Origin of the sequence: Undibacterium sp. Rencai35W (assembly GCF_049340185.1) — a bacterium.
GTDB lineage: Bacteria > Pseudomonadota > Gammaproteobacteria > Burkholderiales > Burkholderiaceae_D > Undibacterium.
On sequence record NZ_JBMPPC010000003.1, the window covers coordinates 553145 to 574630 of the forward strand.

Here is a 21486-nt window from a genome sequence, read left to right on the forward strand (position 1 = left end):
AGGTAGCTCAATAATCAAGTAAATAAGTAATTACATAAAGAGAATAAAAATGACGAGAAGATATTTTGGTACCGATGGTATTCGAGGCAAAGTCGGTGTATCACCAATTACTCCTGATTTCGTAATGCGTTTAGGTTATGCAGCAGGTAAAGTTCTTGCGCAAAACGGTCATGTTGGCGAATCTAAACCGACCGTACTGATTGGTAAAGATACGAGAGTATCTGGGTATATGTTAGAGGCCTCGCTAGAGGCTGGATTTGCGGCAGCTGGTGTCGATGTGATGTTGTCCGGTCCGATGCCAACACCCGCTGTTGCTTATCTGACTCGTGCTTTGCGTTTGTCTGCCGGTGTTGTGATATCGGCTTCTCACAATCCATATTACGACAATGGTATTAAATTCTTTTCTGCTCAGGGAAACAAATTGCCTGATGAAGTCGAGCTGGCGATTGAGGCTGAACTCGAGCGCACAATGGACTGCGTGAGTTCAGATTTGCTAGGTAAGGCACACCGTTTGCGCGATGCTAACGGCAGGTATATCGAATTTTGCAAAAGTACCTATCCAAACGAACTGGATTTGCGCGGACTAAAAATTGTAGTTGATTGCGCTCACGGTGCAGCCTACGATATTGCTCCCCACGTCTTCCACGAACTAGGTGCCGAAGTCATCTCCATTGGTAATCAGCCAAACGGATTTAATATTAACGATAAGGTCGGTGCAACTGCGCCGGATGCATTAGCCTTAGCTGTGAGAGCAAATCATGCTGATATCGGTATTGCACTCGACGGAGATGCGGATCGGCTGGTCATGGTCGACAAGAACGGTAAAATTTACAATGGCGATCAACTCTTGTATTTGATGGTCATGGATCGGTTGGCGATTGGTCCGGTCAAGGGTGTAGTCGGTACTTTAATGACGAATATGGCAGTAGAACTGGCGCTGAAAGAACTCGGTGTTGGTTTTGTCCGGGCTAAGGTCGGCGATCGTTATGTGCTTGAACAAATGCAAGAGCATGGATGGTTATTAGGTGGTGAAGGTTCCGGTCACTTGCTGTGTCTGGACAAACACACGACAGGGGATGGAATTGTCTCTGCCTTGCAGGTGCTTTCTGCTTTACGTCGCAATAATAAAACCTTGGATCAATGCTTTGAGCAATTACATCTTTTTCCTCAGGTACTGATTAATGTGAAAGTCCCTGCTGGTTTTGACTGGCAAAAAAATCCACTCGCCGTGAGTGAAAAAAAACGTGCAGAAACCGAAATGGGTGATAAAGGTCGTGTCTTGATTCGCGCCTCTGGAACGGAGCCTTTAGTTCGTGTCATGGTTGAGGCGGTTGATTTGGATATGGCGAATCTTTACGCGCGTCAGTTAGCGGATATTATTGCTCCCAAATAGAGTTTAATTGCGTCTGGAATGGCTTTCATTCTTGAATATGGATGGTATTCCATGTACTATTCAGCCTTCTGTTTTTATGCATCGCATCTTCTGTGGTGCATATCCAAACGACCTGTCCATAGCTCAGTTGGATAGAGCACGAGCCTTCTAAGCTCGGGGTCGCAGGTTCGATTCCTGCTGGGCAGGCCAATGAAATTAAGTACTAAGCCCAGTTATTTTGACTGGGCTTTTTGCTTATTAATACCCTAAGTTTTGTCGTGTTATCGCTTGCAGCGCTATTGTGCAGTCATTTCGGTATCCCCGCGTCATCCTCAGAAGTTTATTCTTATGCTACTTGCCCCTATTTTTAAAGCGGGCATATATTGATGTGACATTTATTGCTGCTACATTCTTACCCGCATCCAAATAAGCCATATTTATTGAAGTAGCAATATCCCTGTAGAGTTTGCTGGTACTTGCGTGTGTTTTATGTCGGTTTTTCCCTAAAATTTTTTTACATATTTAAAATAATCTTGGCTTCAATTAAACTAAGTCAGGAACATTTTGCCTTGTTTGATATTGAGTGATAGATGAGTGTTAAAAACGAACTAATTGTGCAGTTTAAAAAATTTAATCAGTTGAGTTCATTGCGCTGAAAAGTTTTATTTCTCCAGTGATACTATTGAGTAATAGATACATTGTGTTTAATCAGAAAAAAGAGACAAGTTCTTCAGGCGCAACGCAGTTTTTCTGGGGCTCTCAGTGCACTGTCCCGCACATCAGCTATCTGGAAATACGTTTTCCAACGACATAGCGAATACATTTTATATTTCATAAAGGGTTATATGAAACTGCTCTCTAACATCAGAATCGGTACCCGTCTAACGCTCGGATTTGGTTTGGTGCTTTTATTTGCACTTGGCTTACTAGCTTTAGGAATATTTCGCTTAAGTCAGCAGCACGGATCCCTTGACTATATATTTAATAATAAGGTTGCCAGTCTGAGTGCGGCAACTGAGATGCGCGAACAAGGGCGAGCGCTTTCTCTGGTGTTGAGAAAAATGACGGCTCCTACTGATGTTGCCGAGGCAGAGAGAGAGACAAAAAAATTAATTCAGATTGTCGATAGTTACAATAAATCTGAAGAGCTGGCAAAACAACTGATAGATGGGCAAGAGGGCAAGGCGACTCTGGTAAAAGCCTTTGAACAAAAACAAGTTGTCATGTTACTTGTGAATAAAATCAAATCTTTCGTTTCAGAGGGAAATTATTTTGATGCGGCGTCCTTATTGCAAACTGAATTTGGCATCCCGCATGAAAAATGGATGGTTGCGCTCACTGAGTTAGCGCAGCAACAGAGAGAGGCAATGAAATTGACCTACGATGAATCGCAGATCAATTATCGCGTCTCAATGACTAGTATGATTGTGGTTGGTTTCATCATTCTGGCTATTGGTATCTTTGCTGCTTGGTATATTACTCGTACTATTTCTCTGCCGATTAAACGTGCCGCCAGTGTGGCAGATCATATTGCTAGCGGTGATCTTACCAATGATATCCAGATTGATGTCAGTGACGAGATCGGCGATCTCCTGCAATCGCTGAAGCTGATGCAGACTAATCTGATCGACACTGTTTCGCAAATTAAACAGGGAACTGAGACGATCACAGTAGCGTCCCAAGAGATTGCATCAGGGAATGCTGATTTATCGAGCAGAACCGAATCACAAGCCAGCTCGCTTGAAGAAACAGCCAGCTCCATGGAAGAACTCACCAGTACCGTTCGTCAAAATGCCGACAACGCCAGACAAGCCAACCAGCTCGTCGTCTCCGCCTCCAGTGTCGCAGTCAAAGGAGGCGCCGTTGTGGGGCAGGTTGTCAACACTATGGGCTCCATCAAAGACAGCTCCCGCAAGATAGTCGACATCATCAGCGTCATCGACAGCATCGCCTTCCAGACCAACATCCTTGCCCTCAACGCCGCTGTTGAAGCCGCCAGAGCTGGCGAACAAGGGCGTGGATTCGCGGTTGTCGCCTCAGAGGTCCGCAACTTAGCGCAACGCAGCGCCAGTGCCGCCAAAGAAATCAAAGCCCTGATTGACGACTCCGTCGACAAAGTAGAACAAGGAGGCAAACTAGTCGACGAAGCAGGCAAGACCATGGACGAAATTGTCACCAGTGTCCAGCATGTCGCCGACATCATGAGCGAAATTACGGCAGCAAGCCAGGAACAAAGTGCCGGGATTGAACAAGTCAACCTCGCCATTACCCAGATGGACGAAATGACGCAACAGAATGCAGCCTTGGTAGAGCAAGCAGCGGCAGCGGCAGAGAGTATGGAAGAACAGGCTCAGGCTTTGGCGCAAACAGTCCGAGTTTTCAAAACATCGGATATGGCATCGGTGGCACCGGCAGTGACGACAAAGCGGGTAGAAAAAAAGCCAGAGAAAAAATCATCGCAAGCAGCAAAGCTGAAAATTTCGGCAAAACCTGCTCCAACATCTAATCAGAGTCCCGGCAAATCAAGCCGTAGTGAAAAACCAGATGCTGACTGGGAAGAGTTCTGAGAACTGTGTTGATTCCAGTATTTAGATATCACAATTTATTTTCCGCAAACGAGAGCTGCCTTTTCGGTAGCTCTTTTTATTTTTTGCCTAGCTTGTGATTCAGCCTTAGGTTTTGCATTCGCTAAATCTTCTTTTGCCCATTTAATTTTTAATTGCTGTGCATCGCATTGTTGTTTTTTCTTGGCGTTACGAGCGGCAATCGCCTTCATTTCCCTATCGTTTTTTTCTTCTGCTTTATGGCGAGACTGCGCAAGTTGATTGGCTTTGTTTTTTTCTTTAGTGGCAATTTCTTTTGCGGTTTTTTCAGAGTAAGGCGGGATAGCCGCAGGTGTATCCATGACAGATTGTTTTGCGCTGGCGATGCAGGGCGTCTGACTATAACTGACGCTGCCATTCACGTCGCATTTATAGGTTTGGGCTTGTGATGTACTGACGAGTGTCAGCATCGTCAAACACATCAATAGTAATTTTTTCGGCGAACTATGGATCATTTTTTGTCCGTATTAATTTGAGAAGTGAGCGAAATTAGAGAATTTTTCCAGGATTCATTAAATTGTCCGGATCTAACGCCATCTTAATACTACGCATTAATTGCATTTCTATCGGAGACTTGTAGCGAAGTAGCTCTTCTTTTTTGAGCATACCTATCCCGTGTTCTGCTGAAATCGAACCGCCGAAGCGGTGCACATTGTCATGTACAATTTGATTAATTGAGGCCTGGTACAGAATGAAAGAACTATCTGGCATGTCTTTTGGCGGAGATACGTTGTAATGTAAGTTCCCGTCACCGAGATGGCCAAATATCACCATCCTGCAACCTGCAAAGGCCTCCTGAAGCAAGATATTTGTTGATGCTACAAACCGGGCGATTTCCGAAATAGGGAGAGAGACATCGTGTTTGATATTCTTTCCTTCGGCAGCTTGTGCCATAGAAATATACTCGCGCAGATGCCATATGCCTTTTGACTGCTGAATCGATGTGGCAATGATGGCGTCTGTGACAATATTTTTTTCTATTGCGTTATTCAGTAAATTTTCCAGAAGAGTATTCGCATGTAGCTCAGACTCATGATCGGAGATTTCCAGCAATACATATTCAGGGGACGGGACGAGAGCCGGTATGGCGATATCAGGAAAATGTTGCCGAACCAAGTTAACGCACACCGAAGACATTAATTCAAATGCAGTCAATGTCGCGCCAGCATTTTCTTGAGCAAGAGTGAGTAAAGAGAGTGCGGCGTCAGGTGATGCGACGGCTGCGAGCGCTGTAACTTGTGATTTGGGTTGCGGATATAGTTTTAAAACGGCTGCTGTGATAATGCCTAGGGTACCCTCTGCGCCTATATACAGGTCGCGTAAATCATATCCGGTATTGTCTTTTCTTAGACCGCGTAAACCATTCCAGATTTCGCCGTTCGCGGTGACCACTTCCAGACCTAGGCATAATTCGCGAGCATTTCCATATCGCAGTACCGCCGTACCTCCGGCATTTGTAGAGAGATTGCCACCGATTGTGCAGCTACCTTCTGATGCCAGAGACAATGGAAATAGTCGTTGTATTTGCTCGGCGGCATATTGTGCCTCTGCGAGCAGGCATCCTGCCTCTGCTGTCAGCGTGTTGTTAACCGGATCAATCTGGCGTATTTGCTTTAAACGGGTCAATGACATCACAATCTGTTTGCCACTTTGATCGGGCACACTACCTAATACCAGGCCAGTGTTGCCACCTTGAGGCACAATCGCGATCATGTGGGTATTACAGAGTTTGACCAGCTGCGCGACTTGTTCCGTTGTTCCAGGACGCAGTATTGCCAGTGCTTTACCTTTGAAGCGCTTACGCCAGTCCGTGACATAAGCTTGCCCCTCAGTTTCGTTGAGTATGATGTTCTCTTTACCAATAACTTGCTCACACAGGCTCAGGAAATGATTCATCTGATTTACTCTGCTTTGAGTTGATCTTGGGAGATTATTTTGGCTGCTTTAGCTGCTTTTTTATGTGGCTTGAGATAGAAAATAACAGAAAAAAAGAACAAAACAGTCAGGACGACCTCTAGTCCGGCCAGTACGCTGGATAACCACGCCTTATCACTATAGACCCGAACTACACCCTCTGTAAAATACAGTAGTATCAGCATAGATGACCATTGCATCGTATAAATTTGTTTCTTTAAGATGCCACGTAATGGAATCAGGATAGGAATCACTTTTAACACCATCCAGGAGCCGCCGGGTCTTAGCGGCGCTAATACGGTTTCCCATAGGATCAGCAATACAATCAAGGCGATTAAACTGCCGCAGGTCAGGTAGTAATAAATAGATTGTCGGGAGGTGTTCACACGGACGCTTTCAATTTTTTTGCTGTCTCTGCCAGCCGTCGGCCAAGAGCAACCGCGAGTTTTTTACTGTCATCAGAGATCGCAGTTTTTCCATCGATACCTGCCCAATGGCTTGCGCCGTAAGGGCTGCCACCTGTGCTGGTCAACATCAATTCAGGATGGCTGTACGGAATGCCCAGCAGTACCATGCCGTGGTGCATCAGAGGTAGCATCATCGATAGTAAAGTCGATTCCTGTCCGCCATGCATGCTACCGGTCGAGGTGAATACACACGCAGGTTTTCCGCTTAAGGTTCCTGAAAGCCAATCCGTTGCTGTGCCATCCCAAAAATATTTCATGGCCGCAGCCATATTGCCGAAGCGGGTAGGGGAGCCTAATGCCAGTCCATCACATTCATTCAGATCAGCTAATTCGACATAGGGTGCGCCATCATTCGGTATTTCAGGCTCGGTGGCATGTGTTACCGCAGATACTGCGGGCACAGTGCGTAAGCGGGCATCGCAACCGGGGACGCTTTCGATACCTTGGGCGATATATTCTGCCATTTTTCGGGTGCTACCGTGGCGTGAATAATATAAAACGAGAATGCTTAGTTGTTGAGAGTTCATGCTTGCTATTATATGGGGCTTTTCGTCTGTAACCATGTATGGATATGCTTGCTGATGTACTTGCTGACTTAGTGCGTATTATTTATGAAATTGTTGACGTAATTTTTAATTATATTTTGTTGTGATTGGTTGAGATGGTGATGTTATTGGTAAGTAATGTAGGGACAAAGAATTTTATGCGTAAGTTTTCCTGGAGTCAGGTTCGCAATTTATTTTTATTTGCCAACCAGCGTTTGCGTGAAGGGCGCTTGCCACAGGTGGCAGGCAGTCTGACGTTTACGACAGTATTGGCTTTGGTGCCTATTCTGACGATTGCTCTAGCGATTTTTACCGCTTTTCCTTTGTTTAATACATTCAGAACCTCACTGGAGGCGTATTTTATAAAGAGTCTGATGCCGAAAGACATCTCCAGCACGATACTTGGCTATCTCACTCAATTTGCTACCAAAGCGACCCGGCTGTCTGCCGTTGGCGGTGTCGCCTTGATGGTCACGGCGGTTACTACCATGGCGATGATTGATAAATCGTTTAATCAAATCTGGCAAGTAAAGCGTAGCAGACCATGGGCCCAGAGAGTGCTGGTGTATTGGGCTATTGTGACACTTGGGCCACTGTTGATTGGCGTATCCATTACGATTACCTCTTACCTGTTCACGGCAACCAGCGGTGTGGTTGGGACGGTACCGTTTATCGGCGGTGTTTTTTATACTTTAGTTTCGGTATTTTTTACCACCGTTGCTTTTAGCCTGCTGTATCTGGCAGTACCCAACAGGACTGTCGACTGGCATGATGCGGCGTGGGGAGGCTTGTTTGCCGCGATTGCTTTTGAGATCGCAAAGCGTATCTTCGCTGTATTTGTGACTAAATTCCCGACCTATACCGTGGTGTACGGCGCCTTGGCTGCAGTACCTATTTTTTTGGTATGGATCTACTTATCGTGGTTGATTACCCTAATTGGCGCAGTAATTGCTGCGGCTTTGCCGATAGTTAAATACGAGCGCTGGTGGCACAGTCCGGCACCGGGCAGCGCGTTTATCGATGCGATCGACATTCTCAGAGTCTTATATGAAGCTCGTAATGCCAACGAGGGAGCGGCGGTCGATGTTGCTACTATCCGGGTCAAGACGAGATTCGGGTTGGACGAAATTGATGGGTTGCTGGAGCAAATGCTGGAAGTTGGCTGGGTAGCTAGAGTAGCATCCGAGTCACCACAAACGACCAGACTGGCATGGTGGAAAAAACTCAATGAAGGTGCAGAACGCTGGGTCATGCTGGCCAACCCGGAACTGCTGAAACTTTCACATGTATACCGACTATTCGTTTTTAAAACGATTGCTCATAGTTCCCTCGCCATGCAGGTCGAGGCAATTATTGAGAACGGTCTGGATCAAAGCTGGGAATCGTATTTTTCCGGCAATCGCAAAGAGTTAAATCAGATCATCGCCAGATAGTGCACATCGCATGTGTTGCCATTATTAAGCTACTCTTGTAGGCATTCAATAAACCTCAATAAGCGTTCTTATCGCCGAATAAAACACCTACGGTTTTCCACAGGATGACGAGATCCAGCCAGACTGACCAGTGCTGAATGTAATATAAATCGAGATCTACACGACGCTGCATTTTTTCCAGAGTTTCGGTTTCACCGCGGAAACCGTTGACTTGCGCCCAGCCGGTGATGCCTGGCTTGATTTTGTGTCGCAACATATAACCGTGAACCAGCTTGCGGTATAGCTCGTTATGCTCAACCGCATGCGGGCGTGGTCCGACCAGGCTCATATTTCCAATCAGCACATTAAACAGCTGGGGTAATTCATCAATAGACGTGCTTCTGATGAAACGTCCAAAACTCGTGACACGATTATCCCTCTGGGTGGCCTGAATCACCGGCCCCTCAGAATTATGATCTTTCATGCTGCGGAATTTGTAGATGCTGATCGGTTTACCTGCAACACCATAGCGTTTTTGTTTGAAAAAAATCGGGCCGGGTGAGCTGAGTTTTACACCGATGGCGACCGTCATGAGTAACGGAGACAGCAGGATTAATCCCAGACTCGCCCCCATTAGATCCAGTATGCGTTTCGGTAATGCTGCTAAGCCGATAAATGGCGTCTCAGTAGAGGCCAGGACGGGCTTGCCAGCCATTTCCCGTAACTGTATTCCAGGCATGCCAAAGATCAAGGACTCAGGCACAAAATAAGTCGATGCAGTACTGTCTTGAAGAATCGCGATAATTTCAGCAAGTTCCGGGGGCTCTTTTGTGTTGAGCCCAATAAAGACCACATCTACTGTTAATCGACCTGTTTTTGGATCGACTAGCCATTCCGTTACGTCATCGAGATTGCCTAAGCGTGTCAAGCCGCTCGGTGGACGGGAATCATTGCGGTTATCAAAAAAACCAACCACGTCGATTGCTGCCAGAGGTGTTCTCCGCAACGAATCGATCAGGTCGGCACATGCCGAATTAGACCAGATTAAAACAGCTTTCCGGCGTCTGGCTGGATTGGAGTAAAAGAAGGCGCCAAACAAACGAATACTGGCAGCGGTCAGCATCAAGGACAAAGGTGTAATTGCCAGCCACGTCAACATCACGACACGGGAGAGGCGTTCGGTGCTTTTGTCTGCGTAGGCACTGACCAAAACCAGAGTGAACACGACTAACCACCGGATAGTCAGAGTAGGAATAAGCGAGAAAAACCGGCGATCCTGTAAGGAATTGAGTAATCTGTGGCTGGAAAACGCGATGATGCTAGCCAGTCCGGCAATGAAAATACGCAGACCGAAGGCATCAAGATCCGTGTTGCCGTAATAATCAATAATGGCAACCAAGGTCATCGTAACGGCAACGCCAAAAGCGATACCTACCATCGCAGTCATAACCTGCGACGGTTGCGTACCTCTGCCGTAAGAAACCTGACCCATCATAAAGTTAGCTCCTTTGCTGACGAGCTAATGAGCGGAATAATCTTGATCAAGATTTTTGTCCTTTGATGAACAAGGTTTTAATTTGACCTAGCTGCCATTGATGAAGATGACGGCGAAATTCCAGATTGTCGTAGCGTGGTGCGCCTTTCAGTGCTGCGCCAAGATAGCCTGCCATAATCAGGATGCCACCGATGACAAACGGTTTTTCTCGCATGCGGAATACGCTTGATGCCAGGGCATAAAGCGGGTGGTAGCCCATGAACCAGATGCCGCGTCCCCAGCGCAGACGGCCACGATACACATTTTTATCCGAAGAACCCATCAGGCGATGATGCATCAGGATGGCATCGGGGTGGTAAAAACTCATGGTTGACCAGCCCTTCATCCGTGCTGAATGAACGTCGATGCCGTCCCACATTACTTCCTCGACAAAACCGCCAATTTCTTCAAAGGCATCACGACGATAGAGTTTGAATTGGCCGGCAACATGTTCATCGATAATGAATTCTTCTATTTTTTGACCTTGCTCTTCGCGGTACACTTTTCCAGAAACTGCGGCAAGCTTATTATTTTCTTCAAACTTGCCGAACATGATCTCGAGATAGCGTGAGCCAAACGACATATCGCCATCGAGTTTTGCGATATATTGATAGTCGCTATGTTGTATCTGGCTAATCCCGTACTTAAATGCAGCGACGACGCCGCCGCCGACTTTACGAAATCCGCGGTCTGGTCTTTGTACTAAACGGATGAAACTGTATTTTTCTGCGTAGGCTCTGACGATATCTGGCGTTGCATCTCGTGAGCCATCGTCAACAATCACCCACTCAACAGGTCTGACGGTTTGTTTCACCATCGAATCCAAGGTTAGTTGGATCAGGTCTGCCTCATCACGAACCGGCGCGATAATGACCAGCGGTACAACGCGCATAGGGTAGGTCGGGGGATGCGGTACCTGGATGCTTTGTAGGGAAGTAAATTCGGATTGTGTCGGCGAGTGTGTCATGCGAGTACCTTGTATTCTCGAGTGAATAGCTGATCGGTCGGATCTCTTCGTGCAAACGAGAAAGCTTTGCTTATGTTAACTTAGTTTGCATAGAATCAACAATCAATCAAAAGTTAATTATTGTTATCAAATTTGTCTTTTCATTGTGTCATATCTGGTTATGGAATTGCTTTGTTGCTCAGCTTGTTTTCATGACAAAAATTTGCAACCTCTTTTATTATTGCAAGATAGAATTGAGTACTTTTAATGTCAGGCACTTATTTAGATGAGTTTTTCACTTTTCAGTCGGACCAACTGCCTTTCACGAGTTCAAACATTTACTTGTTTGTTACTGAGTTGTTTCTGTCTGCCTGTCTTCGCCCAGCCAGCAATCGATACGCAGCCCAAAGTGCTGCCCGACGTGCCACTACAACCGACGCTACAATCCACGCTACGACCGCAGCTACAACTGAAGTTGGTTGACCGTATCGCACCTGAAAATGCCATTCTTGCAGCGAAGGATAATTCGCCTGCAGTGATGCAAGACACGGCGAAGCAAGATCAAATTCAAAATCCAATACAAGGCCCAATACAAACCTCAGATAGTCCGACTTCTGCACGCGAAGTGATCGGTGAGGGGGATCAGCTATTGGTTACCGTATTTGGTCAACCGGATCTGACTTCCGATGTGACCGTTGGAGAAAGTGGTGTAATCACTTTGCCTCTGGTCGGCGTCATCGATACCAAGGGAAAAACTCCAGCGGAAGTCGCTATTCTCTTTGCGAACAGGCTGGAGCAGGGACAATATGTGCGCAGCCCCAAGGTGGCAATTAAAGTCTTGCAGCAACTCAGCCGAACGTTTTCTGTGCTCGGTGAGGTGCAAAGGCCCGGGCGTTATCCCTTACCGAATCAACTGACGCTCTTAGATGCGCTGAGCCTGGCGGGAGGTCTGAACAATCGCGCCGACAAAGGCATCAGTCTTATGCGTCGTAGCAAAGGCCAAGCTGAGTCTGAGACGGTGGACTATGTTCCCTTGAGAATTGATCCGCAGACGACACAGACACCGGACAAGCTGAACCAGAAAATATTACCAAATGACGTCTTATTCGTTTCGTCGCAAAAGACTTTTTATGTGTACGGCGAAGTCAGAAAACCCGGTAACTATCCCATCGAAGAAGAACTGACTGTCATGCGTGTACTGTCGATCGGTGGCGGAGTCACTGAACGAGGATCAACGCGCCGTATGACGATCTATCGAAAAACAGAGGATGGCGGAACAAAAGAAATTCCTGCAAAAATTACCGATCAGGTATTGCCAGGTGATGTGCTGTTTATCAATGAACGATTGTTTTAAAGTGGCTGGATCATGAAGCAAAATTCGACCGGCGATTTACTACTCTCTTTTGCTCAGATTGGTGCGATGTTGCGTGCCCGTCGTATGCTTATTGCTGCTATCGTAATATTGGCCGTAGCAGTAGCAGCGATCGCGAGCATGCTCTTACCAAAAACCTATATTGCGTCTGCCGATGTGTATATCGACTACCGCATCAATGATCCCATCGGTGGTCGTCAATTTCATCCTATGCAGGACGAAAGTTACCTGCAAACCCAGTTCGACGTGATCAAGAGTGTTCAGGTTGCGGAGCGTGTTATCGCCTCTCTGAAGCTGGAAGACAGCACTACGGGGCAGCGGTATATCAAAAAATACGGACAACAGCGTGGATTGCGTGCTCTTGCCGAAGATATCGTAAAAAATATTGATGTCACGCCGCACAAAAGCAGCCGGGTTGTCGAACTTGAATATGCGTCCGGTGATCCACAGCATGCCAAGGATGTCGTCAATGCCGTGGTCAAATCGTATATGGATTTATCACTGGAAATGATGAATGCTCCGGCCCGTGCTAGACGAGATCAATACAATGCGCAGTTAGAAAATATGAGTCGTCAGATGGATGATTTGCAAAAAAAACTGACGGCCTACCAGCAGGAACATCAGATTATTGACACAGATGAGCGTTCAGATCTGGACTCCAAACAAATGGGTAATCTCAGCGCAAGACTGGTCGACGTTCAACTCGCGAGAATCGAGGCGCAGGCAAAACGTCAATCCCTGGAGCGCTTGATGAGTAATGGTAATCGTGGTGCGGATATTCCAGAGATCGCCGGGATCGGGAATATATCTGGTTTGAAAGCGAGTATCAGTGCGCTGGAAATGCAGCTCGCCAATGCCAGAACCTCATTAGGTGCCAGACATCCGCGTTATATCGCGATCGAGGAAGAAATTAAATCTCTCAATGAGCGCTTACAAAAAGAGTCAGCTACCGCAGTCGATGCGCTCAAATCAAATGAATACCGATTTATGCAGCAAGAGAAAGTCATTGAAGCAGATCTGGCAGGCTACCAAAAGCGCACATTGGAAAATAAACAGCATCGTGACGTCATCAGCTCCTACCAGCGTCAGCTGGACAGCGTCCAAAAAATCTATAACGCTGCCATCCAAAAATTTGACGAATTACTGATGACAAGTAACGTAGTGATCTCTAATGCATCCGTGATGCGTTGGGCAGAGTTGCCTGAACGTCAGTCCAAACCTCTGCTACGTAATAACCTGATTTTTGGCATGATTGCTGGCGTCTTGCTTGGATTTGGCGTCGCATTTTTACTCGAACTATCTCGGCGTAAGATACGCTGCGTCGATGATCTGGAAAGAGAATTCGATGTTCCAGTATTAGCCAAAGTTGGTTTTGCTGAAAAACTATTTGATCAGCAAACTGCCACAAAAAATAACGATCAATTAAGAGGCTTTCATGGATAAGTTTCCGTCAGAGCATCTGGCTATTGCGACAGCGCAAGGAGAAGATGTTGCCATGCCAAAAATTGGCCGTTTAGGTGAACTGTTTCTTGAAAAAGGCTTACTCACCAAAGCGCAGATCGAACAGATTGCCCGAACTCAGATAGAAAAAAATCTGCGGTTTGGCGATGCGGCATTGTCTTTAGGATTGCTGACACAAGGTCAGCTTGATCAGGCGCTCGGTGAACAATTCGGTTATGCATCAAAGGATTTGTTGATTGGGACGGCGCATCCTTCACTCAATATATTGCACTATCCATTTTGTCTGGAAGCGGAAGAAATCCGGCGCTTGCGTAGTGAGCTGTTGCTTAAGTTTGAGCATCAGGACAAAATTAAGTTAGTCATCGCCAGTCCCGCTCAAGGCGAGGGTAAGAGCTATATGGCGGCTAGTCTCGCCATTGCGCTGTCTCAATCAGGTAAGCGGACTTTACTGGTAGACGCTGATTTACGTCATTCGGCACAGGAAAAATATTTTGGTCTGGATCGTCCTGATGGTTTGTCATCGGTATTGGCTGGTCGTATTACCCTAGAGAGTGCGCTCATACAGCTGATGCCGAATCTGCACATCTTGCCAGCGGGTCCTAAGCCTCCGAATCCCTTAGAGATATTGCGCGCGCCTAATGTCCAGAATGTACTGGCAACTTGTTGGGACCAGTTCGATGCATTTATCGTTGACACGCACGCCGCATCGCTTGCCTCCGATGCGCAGATTGTCGCCTATCAGTTAGGTGCAGCGCTGGTTCTGGCAAGGAAAGATAAGACGCAGCTCGATGCGCTCAAGCAAACCATGGCAGATCTTCAGGTTGCTGGTGTCGACATAGTCGGTACTGTTTACAATCAGTCTGAAGATAACCGGGTAACGAATGAGGTTGCAACGGGTTGGTGGAAAAAAATACGCGCAACTCTATTCTCTTGACGGCAGATATGCTTGATATCAGTATTTGTATCTGTACATTTCGCCGTCCCGTATTGCTGCGCGCTTTACTGGACGGGATTCTTCAGCAAGACATTACGCGTCTGACTATTCAGGTCGTCGTCGTTGATAATGATCCTGCTCAATCTGCAAGCGCTGTGTTGTCAGAAGCTGCGTCACAATTCGGTGACCGTCTGATACCTGTCACGCTAACTGAATCAAATATTTCACTGGCAAGAAATGCCGCAGTTCACGCAGCATCGGGTGAATGGATTGTGTTCGTTGATGATGACGAGCGTCCAGAGCCGACCTGGCTTTCTCAACTCATGAAGACACAACAACAATATAGCGCCGATCTGGTCTTCGCCCCTGTACTCGCTGAATACGCCGACGGCGTCGCCAACTGGTTAAAGCAGGGCGGCTATTTTGACCGGCGTCGTCTGGTCACCGGAACGACTGTTACAGAGACTGATGCCCGCAGCGGTAACGTATTGATACGTAGAAGCGCATTGATGCGCTTATGTGATGACGCCGTAAGTTCACCCAATAGCGGCCCGAGTGGACCGTTTGATGCTGCCTATGGCAAGACAGGGGGCGAAGATTCTATTTTGTTTCGCCAGCTAGGCGCAGGCGGGGCGCGCATGGTGTGGTGTGATGAAGCACCTGTATATGAATGGATACCGCTTGATCGTGCTCAACCCAAATGGCTGGTACAGCGCTCTTACAGGACTGGACAATTGTTTATGCGGACGGAGCTGGCGATGCAGCAGGGACGCGCACGCAGTTTACGTGCGGCGTATCTGGCGAGCCGGGCGTTATTGCAATTAGTCATTGCGGCATTGCTGGTGATCATTTTGCTGGTGTTTAAACCTCTGTCGTCATTTAAATGGTTACGGATCCTTGCGTCACAGGCCGGTAAGCTCAGTTATCTTTTCGGTAGCTTATCTCAGGCTTACGGCAGCTCTTCCTGATGCGCGGCAATATAGTTCTGGACCTATGACGCATCCACATCCGCATCCAAATCGCCTGTTTGCACTCGATGGCTTGCGTGCGGTCTCTATCTTGCTCGTTGTGATTTCCCATGCATGGCTAGGACATATTGTTCCCGGCGGTTTAGGCGTCACCATTTTTTTCTTTATCAGTGGTTTCATTATCACGCGCCTCATGATCGCCGAATGGGATACAACTACACAGATCGATATCAGACAGTTTTATCTCAGGCGTTTTTTTCGCTTAATGCCAGCGCTGATTGTCTATGTGATTTTGTCTTTGCTTGCGATGCTGGCGATGGGAGAAACGATTAAATTAATCGAGCTATTGTCGGTGTTTCTTTATTACGCTAACTATTATGCAATTTACTTTGGATTTGGTGACGATACCTTGCTGGCACCGCTATCGATTACCTGGTCTTTGGCGATAGAAGAACATTTTTACCTGATTTTTCCTTTTTTGTTTGCCGCGCTGGCAGGAAAAACAACAAGGTTTTTGCGTTTGATCGCTGGGTTGATTGTTGCTGTATTTCTCTGGCGTTTATACCTGATTACTCAATTCGGACTTGAGCAGTTAGCGCATGACCGTATTTATAAGGGAACCGACACCAGATTGGATTCGATTTTGTTCGGCACCGGGTTTTCTATTTTGCTGACGCGTTATTCCTGGATAAACAAGTTTTTTTCAGATCGCCGGGTATTGGTATCTGGCGCTCTCTTGATGTTGCTCTCATTACTGGTACGCAATGAGATTTTTCGCGAATCTTTACGGTATTCAATCCAGGGCATCGCTTTAGCGTGCCTGTTTTGTCATTTAGTTTTTATTGATAACCCGGTTCAACGTTTGTTGTCGTCTGGTCCGATGATTTATATAGGCAAGATCAGTTATTCGCTGTATCTGTACCACTATCTTATTTTTACTTTGATCACGGCATGGATGCCCGATGCTGCGCTATGGATACGGATCGCCACTTTGTTGATTGCGTCGTGGATTTGTGCAGACTTATCTTACCGGTATGTAGAGCAGTATTTTGCCCGTATCGGACGACGGTTTTTGCATTAGGTGTTGACCGGCCTTGTTGCATCTTCTTTTAGCCGGCGTAGCGATGAGGTCACAGTAACTAATGCAAAAATGAAAAAAACATTCTGGAATCCGAACCCGCGAAATAAGCTGCTCTCAGTGAAGTTCGTGATGATCACTACCATCAGGGTAGTGCCCCAGAACGCCGCTTGCAAACGGTCTACATAGGTCATCAGAAACAATTGCTGTAATTGTTTGAGCAATACCAAAATTGCCAGGCACAGACCAATCAATCCTTGTTCATTCAGGATGTCCAGATAACCGTTGTGTGATTGTAGCGGTACCCAAAACAGGGCATCAATCACGTATTGGGACAAACTCCCGGGGCCTAACCAAAAGGCGCCATAACCTAAGCCCATCCACTGATGCCGGGCTATTTCCAGTTCGACCAATTGCCAGATGTCGGTACGCCCGGTTAAGTCCGAACCTTTGCCAAATAAGCCGGCAATCGGAGACGTGATCTCACCATAAGTCGGGAGACGTGACTCAAACATATAGAAGGTAAACGCCATGAGTAAGGCCACAATGCCGATTGACAGGCTTGCTCGTGTCATTGAATAGGCGGACTCTATCCTCTGCTTGCGAAATAAATGAAAAAGTGCAGAACTCAGTAGGGTAATCGCCAGACTGGTCGAGCTTTTTGACATGATCAATACAAAAAAGCCAAACAGGATTGCTATCAGCATAGAGCGGCTTGAGGTGCTGCCGTCACAGGCACTGACTTGCCAAAGCAGGATGCAGAGCGCAGCGACCTGGCCTAATTCATTTTTTTGCGACAAGATGCCGCGCCAGGCACGGCCTAGCTCTACGTCAACACCAATGCTGGGGATCGCAATTGCGACAAAAAATGAGGCAATCAAAATAGCCGTCAGGGTATATCTCAAATCATTAATAAATAAATCCAGAGGACGCGACGATAGTTGTATCGCAAGAGCAATCATGACCAGGCCGACTAACTGAATCGCTTTTTTAAAAGTGACAGCAGGTAAAGGTGACCAGAACGAAGATGCCAGACACCAGAAGATTAATAGTAGTAGAAACGGATTGATGACCCGCAGGTAGCGCAAAGTCAGTGGCAGATGACGTATCAATAAAATCGTCGAGATGAGAAATAAACTTCCCCATTCCAGTTTGGTATTCAGCGAGCCCTCCATCGTCAGCTCGGATGTGCCTGCGTAATCCCAGGATATGCCATAAGGCAAAAGGGAAAATAAGACGAAACACACGACCATCAAACGGATGGCAGCGATTTCTATCCAATTCAAAGGATGTTGCTGCTGGTAGCGGGCGGCCGATAGCTCTTGCATGGCGGGCGTGGATTTGTTTGATTTGTATTAATACACTATTGTGCCTCGAAAGCGTGACTTCGTTGTCAGCGATTGTTAATTTTATGACCGGCTATTCATGCCTGCGTTGTTCTGCGTTATTGTGAGCGTCTCTCATTCTGTTATTGAATTATGTACTTTGTCATTCACCGCCTTTGCGATCGACGCTTGATGTTCAGTTTGCTCAACTATCCGTTGATGATATTGCTGACAGGATTGTGCTTGCTGAATGCGGGATTGGCACAGGCAGAAACCGGATTTTACCCATTCGCCATCAATGAAGATGCATTGACGGGTGCGCCGGATTTTAGCGGCTTGAATCATAGCTTGACCGAAGCCGACAAGATCTTTACTAAAGGCGCACATTTTTATCGCGTTGGGGCAGATGGCCGGCCCAACACGACCGATGACATCCGTATACGTTTTTTTGGTATCAGCCTTAGTAGTGCGGCCAATTTTCCGAACGAAACCGACGCACCGCGCATCGCCAGGCGCTTACGTAAGTTGGGCTTCAATGCTGTCCGCCTGCATCATCTCGACAGCATACTCAGTGATAGTGAAGACAAGCCCAGAGGTATTTTGACGACCGGGGCATTTCCCACATTCAATGCGACAGCGATCTTCCGCTTGCGCAATTTTATCGAGGCGCTGAAAGCAGAAGGTATTTACGTCAACCTGAATCTGCATGTGGGTTACAGTTTTCGTCCTGCTGTTGACGGCGTGACACCATTGGCTCCCGGCGAGCGCATGCCCTATGCCAGCCATCCCTATCACTTGTTTGAGCCGCGCATGATTGCGCTGCAAAACGAATATGCACGTGAGCTATTGCGCCGCCTTGGCTTAAGTAATGATCCGGCGCTGGCGATGATAGAGATCAATAACGAATCTTCCTTATTGGGCGCATGGCAGCGTGGTGATGTCGACGCGATCAAAGGAGAATACGAGCGCTTCTTGCAATTACAGTGGCAGCGCTGGGCGCTCAAACGCTATGGCAGCATGAACGCCGCATGCCAGAGGTGGGACGCCTGCGACTTACCTAAACAGGGTGGCTTATTGCTTAAGTCGACGGAATCCCATGTGGTCGAGGGTGCCTATGGCTGGTCCGGTAAGTTACGTAAACTGGCTCGCAAGGGAATGGCAAAAGTCGGTCTTTCGTCTCCCGAAATCTTTGGACATTCCTTTGAGTCCCATACGCAAGGCGCAGGGCTGCGTGTACTCGACTTCACGCTGTTTTTAACCGAGATGGATAAGCAATATCTGGAAGGCGTGCGCCGTACGATTCGTGCGGAGGTCGGTAATCTGATCCCGGTGACTGGTACGCAAATGTATTACGGCGGTGTCATGAACGCCGATGCGCAGGAGGACATGGATTATGTGGACGAGCACTTTTATGTCGATCATTACGATTTTCCGCATCAGGCCTGGGATAGAAACGACTGGCGCATTCGTGACAGTTCGGCGCTCAAAGAAGCCTGGCCCCAGCTATTGCAGAGAGCATATTTTCGCGATGTGAATAAGCCCTTTGTATTGAGCGAATTCAATCAGGCATATCCCAATAGGCAAGGAGCCGAGATTGTACCCGTCCTGACTGCCTTCGCCAGTGCACAGGACTGGGATGGGCTGTTTCTTTTTCAGTATATTGATGGGGATACGTGGAATTCTGTTCCTGATAGTTTTAACCTGAGCGGTAACTGGGCGCAGTACGCCAATACGGGGACCTCAGCGGCGATGTTCCGTCTTTTTCAGATACGCCCGCTATCCGGACAAAAGACAATCCCCATGAGCCTGGATGCAAGACAAATGGTCGCCGCGCTCAGAGATGAGTCGGCCTATCCTGCGTATTTATTGAGCCACTACGGCCTCAGCCCCCGGGATGCATTTTTAACGCGCATCGGCATGCAATATCTTGGACAAAACAAGCAGCCCGCTCAAGCTCCGCCGATATCATCAGATCCCCGGCGAACTACTGGTGCTGTCAATGCGCCTCAGACCATCAACGACAGCATGGCTCCGTGGCAAGGGCAGGGGAGTGGTATGCAATACACGCCCGACCCGGCGCAACTCCATGTGACGACACCGTACAGCATGATATGGACAGGATTTAGCGATACTGATGCGTTCAGTCCGGCAGTCTCAGAAGCTCAGGGAATCGCCGTGAAATTGAATCAGAGTGGCAGGCGTTTTGCCGTTGTCACCGCAACCAGTCGCGACGGACTCAGTCTGGTTAGATCAAAGAGAATATTGCTGACCGTCGTCGCCAGTGTCGTCGGCAGTCAGCCGACTACTATGCCAGAGCGTCCCAAGCAACTCATTCCTTATCCCGGTAGTAGCGGCTGGTGGACTCTGGAGCCTGACGCTCAATCCGGTTCGGCTGTGAACAAGCCCTCAGGCCCTCGCGACGGGCAAGCACCGGTATGGCTGGAGCGGGTACAGGCGACAGTGTTTGTGCCAACTCGTATGCGGAATCTGAGCGTCTTTCCGCTCGATGGTTCCGGACGACGTGAGGCAGCCTTGCCCGCATCGCTAATCAAGCAGCACAAAAATGGCATTGAAATTCGATTCAATACGACTGACGTTGTGACGGATATCGGTCAGTCCAACCGCTTGTCACCTTGGTATGAGCTGGTAGGTGAATAAGTTCATATACACACCAACACATAGGTACATAAGCAGGGCTTACGCAAAACGACAAGCGGCTTACTGCGATGTACATGGGATCTTCTAAAAACCGCCACAATAAATCAGACGTAAAGAAACACCAGAAAACAGGTTTTTAGATGCCCTCACAGAGAGCTTCTAAAAACCCTTTAATCCTTATTTCGTGGAGCTGCTGGCTCTTGCTTTTTCTCCGTGTCTCCGCGTCTATGTGTTGAGAGGCCTTGGTTTTTGCGTCAGTGCTATCGACGTAATTTTTTAATTTAGAGGTTTTTAGAAGTTCCCTACATAAACCCGCAGGCTGGATGCGGCTTCCAAAGGGTTTTCGTGCCAACAGGCGCACTCCGCTTGCGGATTCGTGTTGGAAATTTCTAAAAATCCTTTAATCGAGTGCGTCGCGTCGTCGGTACACACAATCTTAAAGCCTCACAACACCGACGTACGGCTACGTTTTGTGCCTAGCCTTGCATCCCGACTAAAATTCCGACTAAAGGGTTGTTAGCAATCCCTTTGATATTGATATTCAATGGAACTGCTTACGCATGCCTTTTCTTTGTGTCTCCGGTTTTTCTATAGCGAGTGGCTTTAGTTTTTGCGTCAGTCTTGGGCACATCAGAAATCAATATCCGGAAACTGCCGGAGTTGCCAGATTTGCGCAATTTATTCGTTTGCCAGCTTATCCCGCAAAATCTGATCACAAAAACAGCAAATCAACGCTCACTTTGAAACTAAATTTTCTTAATAAAATAAGGATAAACACCAAATTTTATGATGTGAAACTTATTTTTCATAATGTGAAAAATAAATGAGGGTCTGCACAAATTATTTTTCTCATTCTGAGAGATATTATTTCACATCGCAAAAAATAGTATTTAAGTT

At 47.2% G+C, this 21486-nt stretch carries 16 protein-coding genes and 1 tRNA gene; 10 read left to right on the forward strand and 7 right to left on the reverse strand.

Annotation, left to right across the window (positions count from 1 at the left end):
* The first annotated feature begins 49 nt into the window (after window positions 1–49).
* The 3 genes from glmM (at window position 50) to ACO0K3_RS09565 (ending at window position 3939) form a co-directional block, all read left to right on the forward strand.
* Window positions 50–1393, forward strand: coding sequence for a phosphoglucosamine mutase (gene glmM, locus ACO0K3_RS09555; protein ID WP_422983983.1), 1344 nt, complete (start codon window positions 50–52; stop codon window positions 1391–1393).
* A 112-nt stretch (window positions 1394–1505) separates the two neighbouring features.
* A tRNA-Arg gene (locus ACO0K3_RS09560) sits at window positions 1506–1582 on the forward strand.
* A 635-nt stretch (window positions 1583–2217) separates the two neighbouring features.
* Complete coding sequence (locus ACO0K3_RS09565; RefSeq protein WP_422983985.1) at window positions 2218–3939, forward strand: methyl-accepting chemotaxis protein; 1722 nt, start codon at window positions 2218–2220, stop codon at window positions 3937–3939.
* 35 nt (window positions 3940–3974) lie between these two features.
* On the opposite strand, the gene ACO0K3_RS09570 is transcribed toward ACO0K3_RS09565, so the two are convergent.
* From ACO0K3_RS09570 to wrbA, 4 genes are all read right to left on the reverse strand, one after another.
* Window positions 3975–4385, reverse strand: coding sequence for a hypothetical protein (locus tag ACO0K3_RS09570; protein ID WP_422983987.1), 411 nt, complete (start codon window positions 4383–4385; stop codon window positions 3975–3977).
* 79 nt (window positions 4386–4464) lie between these two features.
* Complete coding sequence (locus tag ACO0K3_RS09575; protein WP_422983989.1) at window positions 4465–5871, reverse strand: FAD-binding oxidoreductase; 1407 nt, start codon at window positions 5869–5871, stop codon at window positions 4465–4467.
* 5 nt (window positions 5872–5876) lie between these two features.
* Window positions 5877–6275, reverse strand: a complete 399-nt coding sequence (locus ACO0K3_RS09580) for a DUF2069 domain-containing protein (RefSeq protein ID WP_422983991.1) — start codon at window positions 6273–6275, stop codon at window positions 5877–5879.
* Window positions 6272–6883, reverse strand: coding sequence for an NAD(P)H:quinone oxidoreductase (gene wrbA / locus ACO0K3_RS09585; RefSeq protein ID WP_422983993.1), 612 nt, complete (start codon window positions 6881–6883; stop codon window positions 6272–6274). The genes ACO0K3_RS09580 and wrbA overlap by 4 nt, the downstream gene beginning before the upstream one ends.
* A 176-nt stretch (window positions 6884–7059) precedes the next feature.
* Here wrbA and ACO0K3_RS09590 point away from each other — a divergent pair, with 176 nt between their 5' ends.
* A complete protein-coding gene (locus tag ACO0K3_RS09590; protein WP_422983995.1) occupies window positions 7060–8334 on the forward strand; it encodes a YihY family inner membrane protein in 1275 nt (424 codons plus the stop codon).
* Window positions 8335–8389: 55 nt separating this feature from the next.
* On the opposite strand, the gene ACO0K3_RS09595 is transcribed toward ACO0K3_RS09590, so the two are convergent.
* Window positions 8390–9808 (reverse strand): undecaprenyl-phosphate glucose phosphotransferase, encoded by a 1419-nt coding sequence (locus tag ACO0K3_RS09595; protein ID WP_422983997.1) that lies wholly within the window; start codon window positions 9806–9808, stop codon window positions 8390–8392.
* A gap of 46 nt (window positions 9809–9854) precedes the next feature.
* Window positions 9855–10814 (reverse strand): glycosyltransferase, encoded by a 960-nt coding sequence (locus ACO0K3_RS09600; RefSeq protein WP_422983999.1) that lies wholly within the window; start codon window positions 10812–10814, stop codon window positions 9855–9857.
* Between the two features lie 325 nt (window positions 10815–11139).
* Here ACO0K3_RS09600 and ACO0K3_RS09605 point away from each other — a divergent pair, with 325 nt between their 5' ends.
* The 5 genes from ACO0K3_RS09605 to ACO0K3_RS09625 are packed head-to-tail and all read left to right on the forward strand — an operon-like array spanning window position 11140 to window position 16609.
* A complete protein-coding gene (locus tag ACO0K3_RS09605; protein ID WP_422984001.1) occupies window positions 11140–12147 on the forward strand; it encodes an SLBB domain-containing protein in 1008 nt (335 codons plus the stop codon).
* A gap of 12 nt (window positions 12148–12159) precedes the next feature.
* Entirely contained in the window at window positions 12160–13608 is a 1449-nt protein-coding gene (locus ACO0K3_RS09610) for a Wzz/FepE/Etk N-terminal domain-containing protein (protein WP_422984003.1), read from the forward strand.
* Window positions 13601–14560, forward strand: coding sequence for a polysaccharide biosynthesis tyrosine autokinase (locus tag ACO0K3_RS09615; protein ID WP_422984005.1), 960 nt, complete (start codon window positions 13601–13603; stop codon window positions 14558–14560). Before ACO0K3_RS09610 ends, ACO0K3_RS09615 begins: the two co-directional genes overlap by 8 nt.
* Window positions 14527–15528, forward strand: coding sequence for a glycosyltransferase (locus tag ACO0K3_RS09620; protein ID WP_422984007.1), 1002 nt, complete (start codon window positions 14527–14529; stop codon window positions 15526–15528). The genes ACO0K3_RS09615 and ACO0K3_RS09620 overlap by 34 nt, the downstream gene beginning before the upstream one ends.
* 25 nt (window positions 15529–15553) lie before the next feature.
* Window positions 15554–16609 (forward strand): acyltransferase family protein, encoded by a 1056-nt coding sequence (locus tag ACO0K3_RS09625; protein WP_422984009.1) that lies wholly within the window; start codon window positions 15554–15556, stop codon window positions 16607–16609.
* On the opposite strand, the gene ACO0K3_RS09630 is transcribed toward ACO0K3_RS09625, so the two are convergent.
* Complete coding sequence (locus tag ACO0K3_RS09630) at window positions 16606–17934, reverse strand: O-antigen ligase family protein (RefSeq protein WP_422984011.1); 1329 nt, start codon at window positions 17932–17934, stop codon at window positions 16606–16608. The genes ACO0K3_RS09625 and ACO0K3_RS09630 overlap by 4 nt on opposite strands.
* A 189-nt stretch (window positions 17935–18123) precedes the next feature.
* Between ACO0K3_RS09630 and ACO0K3_RS09635 the strand changes: the two genes are divergently transcribed.
* Window positions 18124–20589: a capsular biosynthesis protein gene (locus ACO0K3_RS09635; protein ID WP_422984013.1), complete on the forward strand. Its 2466-nt coding sequence runs from the start codon at window positions 18124–18126 to the stop codon at window positions 20587–20589.
* Window positions 20590–21486: the final 897 nt, after the last annotated feature.

Excerpts from the sequence above, each read along its gene's own strand:
- glmM (WP_422983983.1), top strand. The coding sequence starts at position 50 with ATGACGAGAAGATATTTTGGTACCGATGGTATTCGAGGCAAAGTCGGT.
- ACO0K3_RS09565 (WP_422983985.1), top strand. The coding sequence starts at position 2,218 with ATGAAACTGCTCTCTAACATCAGAATCGGTACCCGTCTAACGCTCGGA.
- ACO0K3_RS09570 (WP_422983987.1), bottom strand. The coding sequence starts at position 4,385 with ATGCTGACACTCGTCAGTACATCACAAGCCCAAACCTATAAATGCGAC.
- ACO0K3_RS09575 (WP_422983989.1), bottom strand. The coding sequence starts at position 5,871 with ATGAATCATTTCCTGAGCCTGTGTGAGCAAGTTATTGGTAAAGAGAAC.
- wrbA (WP_422983993.1), bottom strand. The coding sequence starts at position 6,883 with ATGAACTCTCAACAACTAAGCATTCTCGTTTTATATTATTCACGCCAC.
- ACO0K3_RS09590 (WP_422983995.1), top strand. The coding sequence starts at position 7,060 with ATGCGTAAGTTTTCCTGGAGTCAGGTTCGCAATTTATTTTTATTTGCC.
- ACO0K3_RS09595 (WP_422983997.1), bottom strand. The coding sequence starts at position 9,808 with ATGATGGGTCAGGTTTCTTACGGCAGAGGTACGCAACCGTCGCAGGTT.
- ACO0K3_RS09600 (WP_422983999.1), bottom strand. The coding sequence starts at position 10,814 with ATGACACACTCGCCGACACAATCCGAATTTACTTCCCTACAAAGCATC.
- ACO0K3_RS09610 (WP_422984003.1), top strand. The coding sequence starts at position 12,160 with ATGAAGCAAAATTCGACCGGCGATTTACTACTCTCTTTTGCTCAGATT.
- ACO0K3_RS09615 (WP_422984005.1), top strand. The coding sequence starts at position 13,601 with ATGGATAAGTTTCCGTCAGAGCATCTGGCTATTGCGACAGCGCAAGGA.
- ACO0K3_RS09625 (WP_422984009.1), top strand. The coding sequence starts at position 15,554 with ATGACGCATCCACATCCGCATCCAAATCGCCTGTTTGCACTCGATGGC.
- ACO0K3_RS09630 (WP_422984011.1), bottom strand. The coding sequence starts at position 17,934 with ATGCAAGAGCTATCGGCCGCCCGCTACCAGCAGCAACATCCTTTGAAT.
- ACO0K3_RS09635 (WP_422984013.1), top strand. The coding sequence starts at position 18,124 with ATGTTCAGTTTGCTCAACTATCCGTTGATGATATTGCTGACAGGATTG.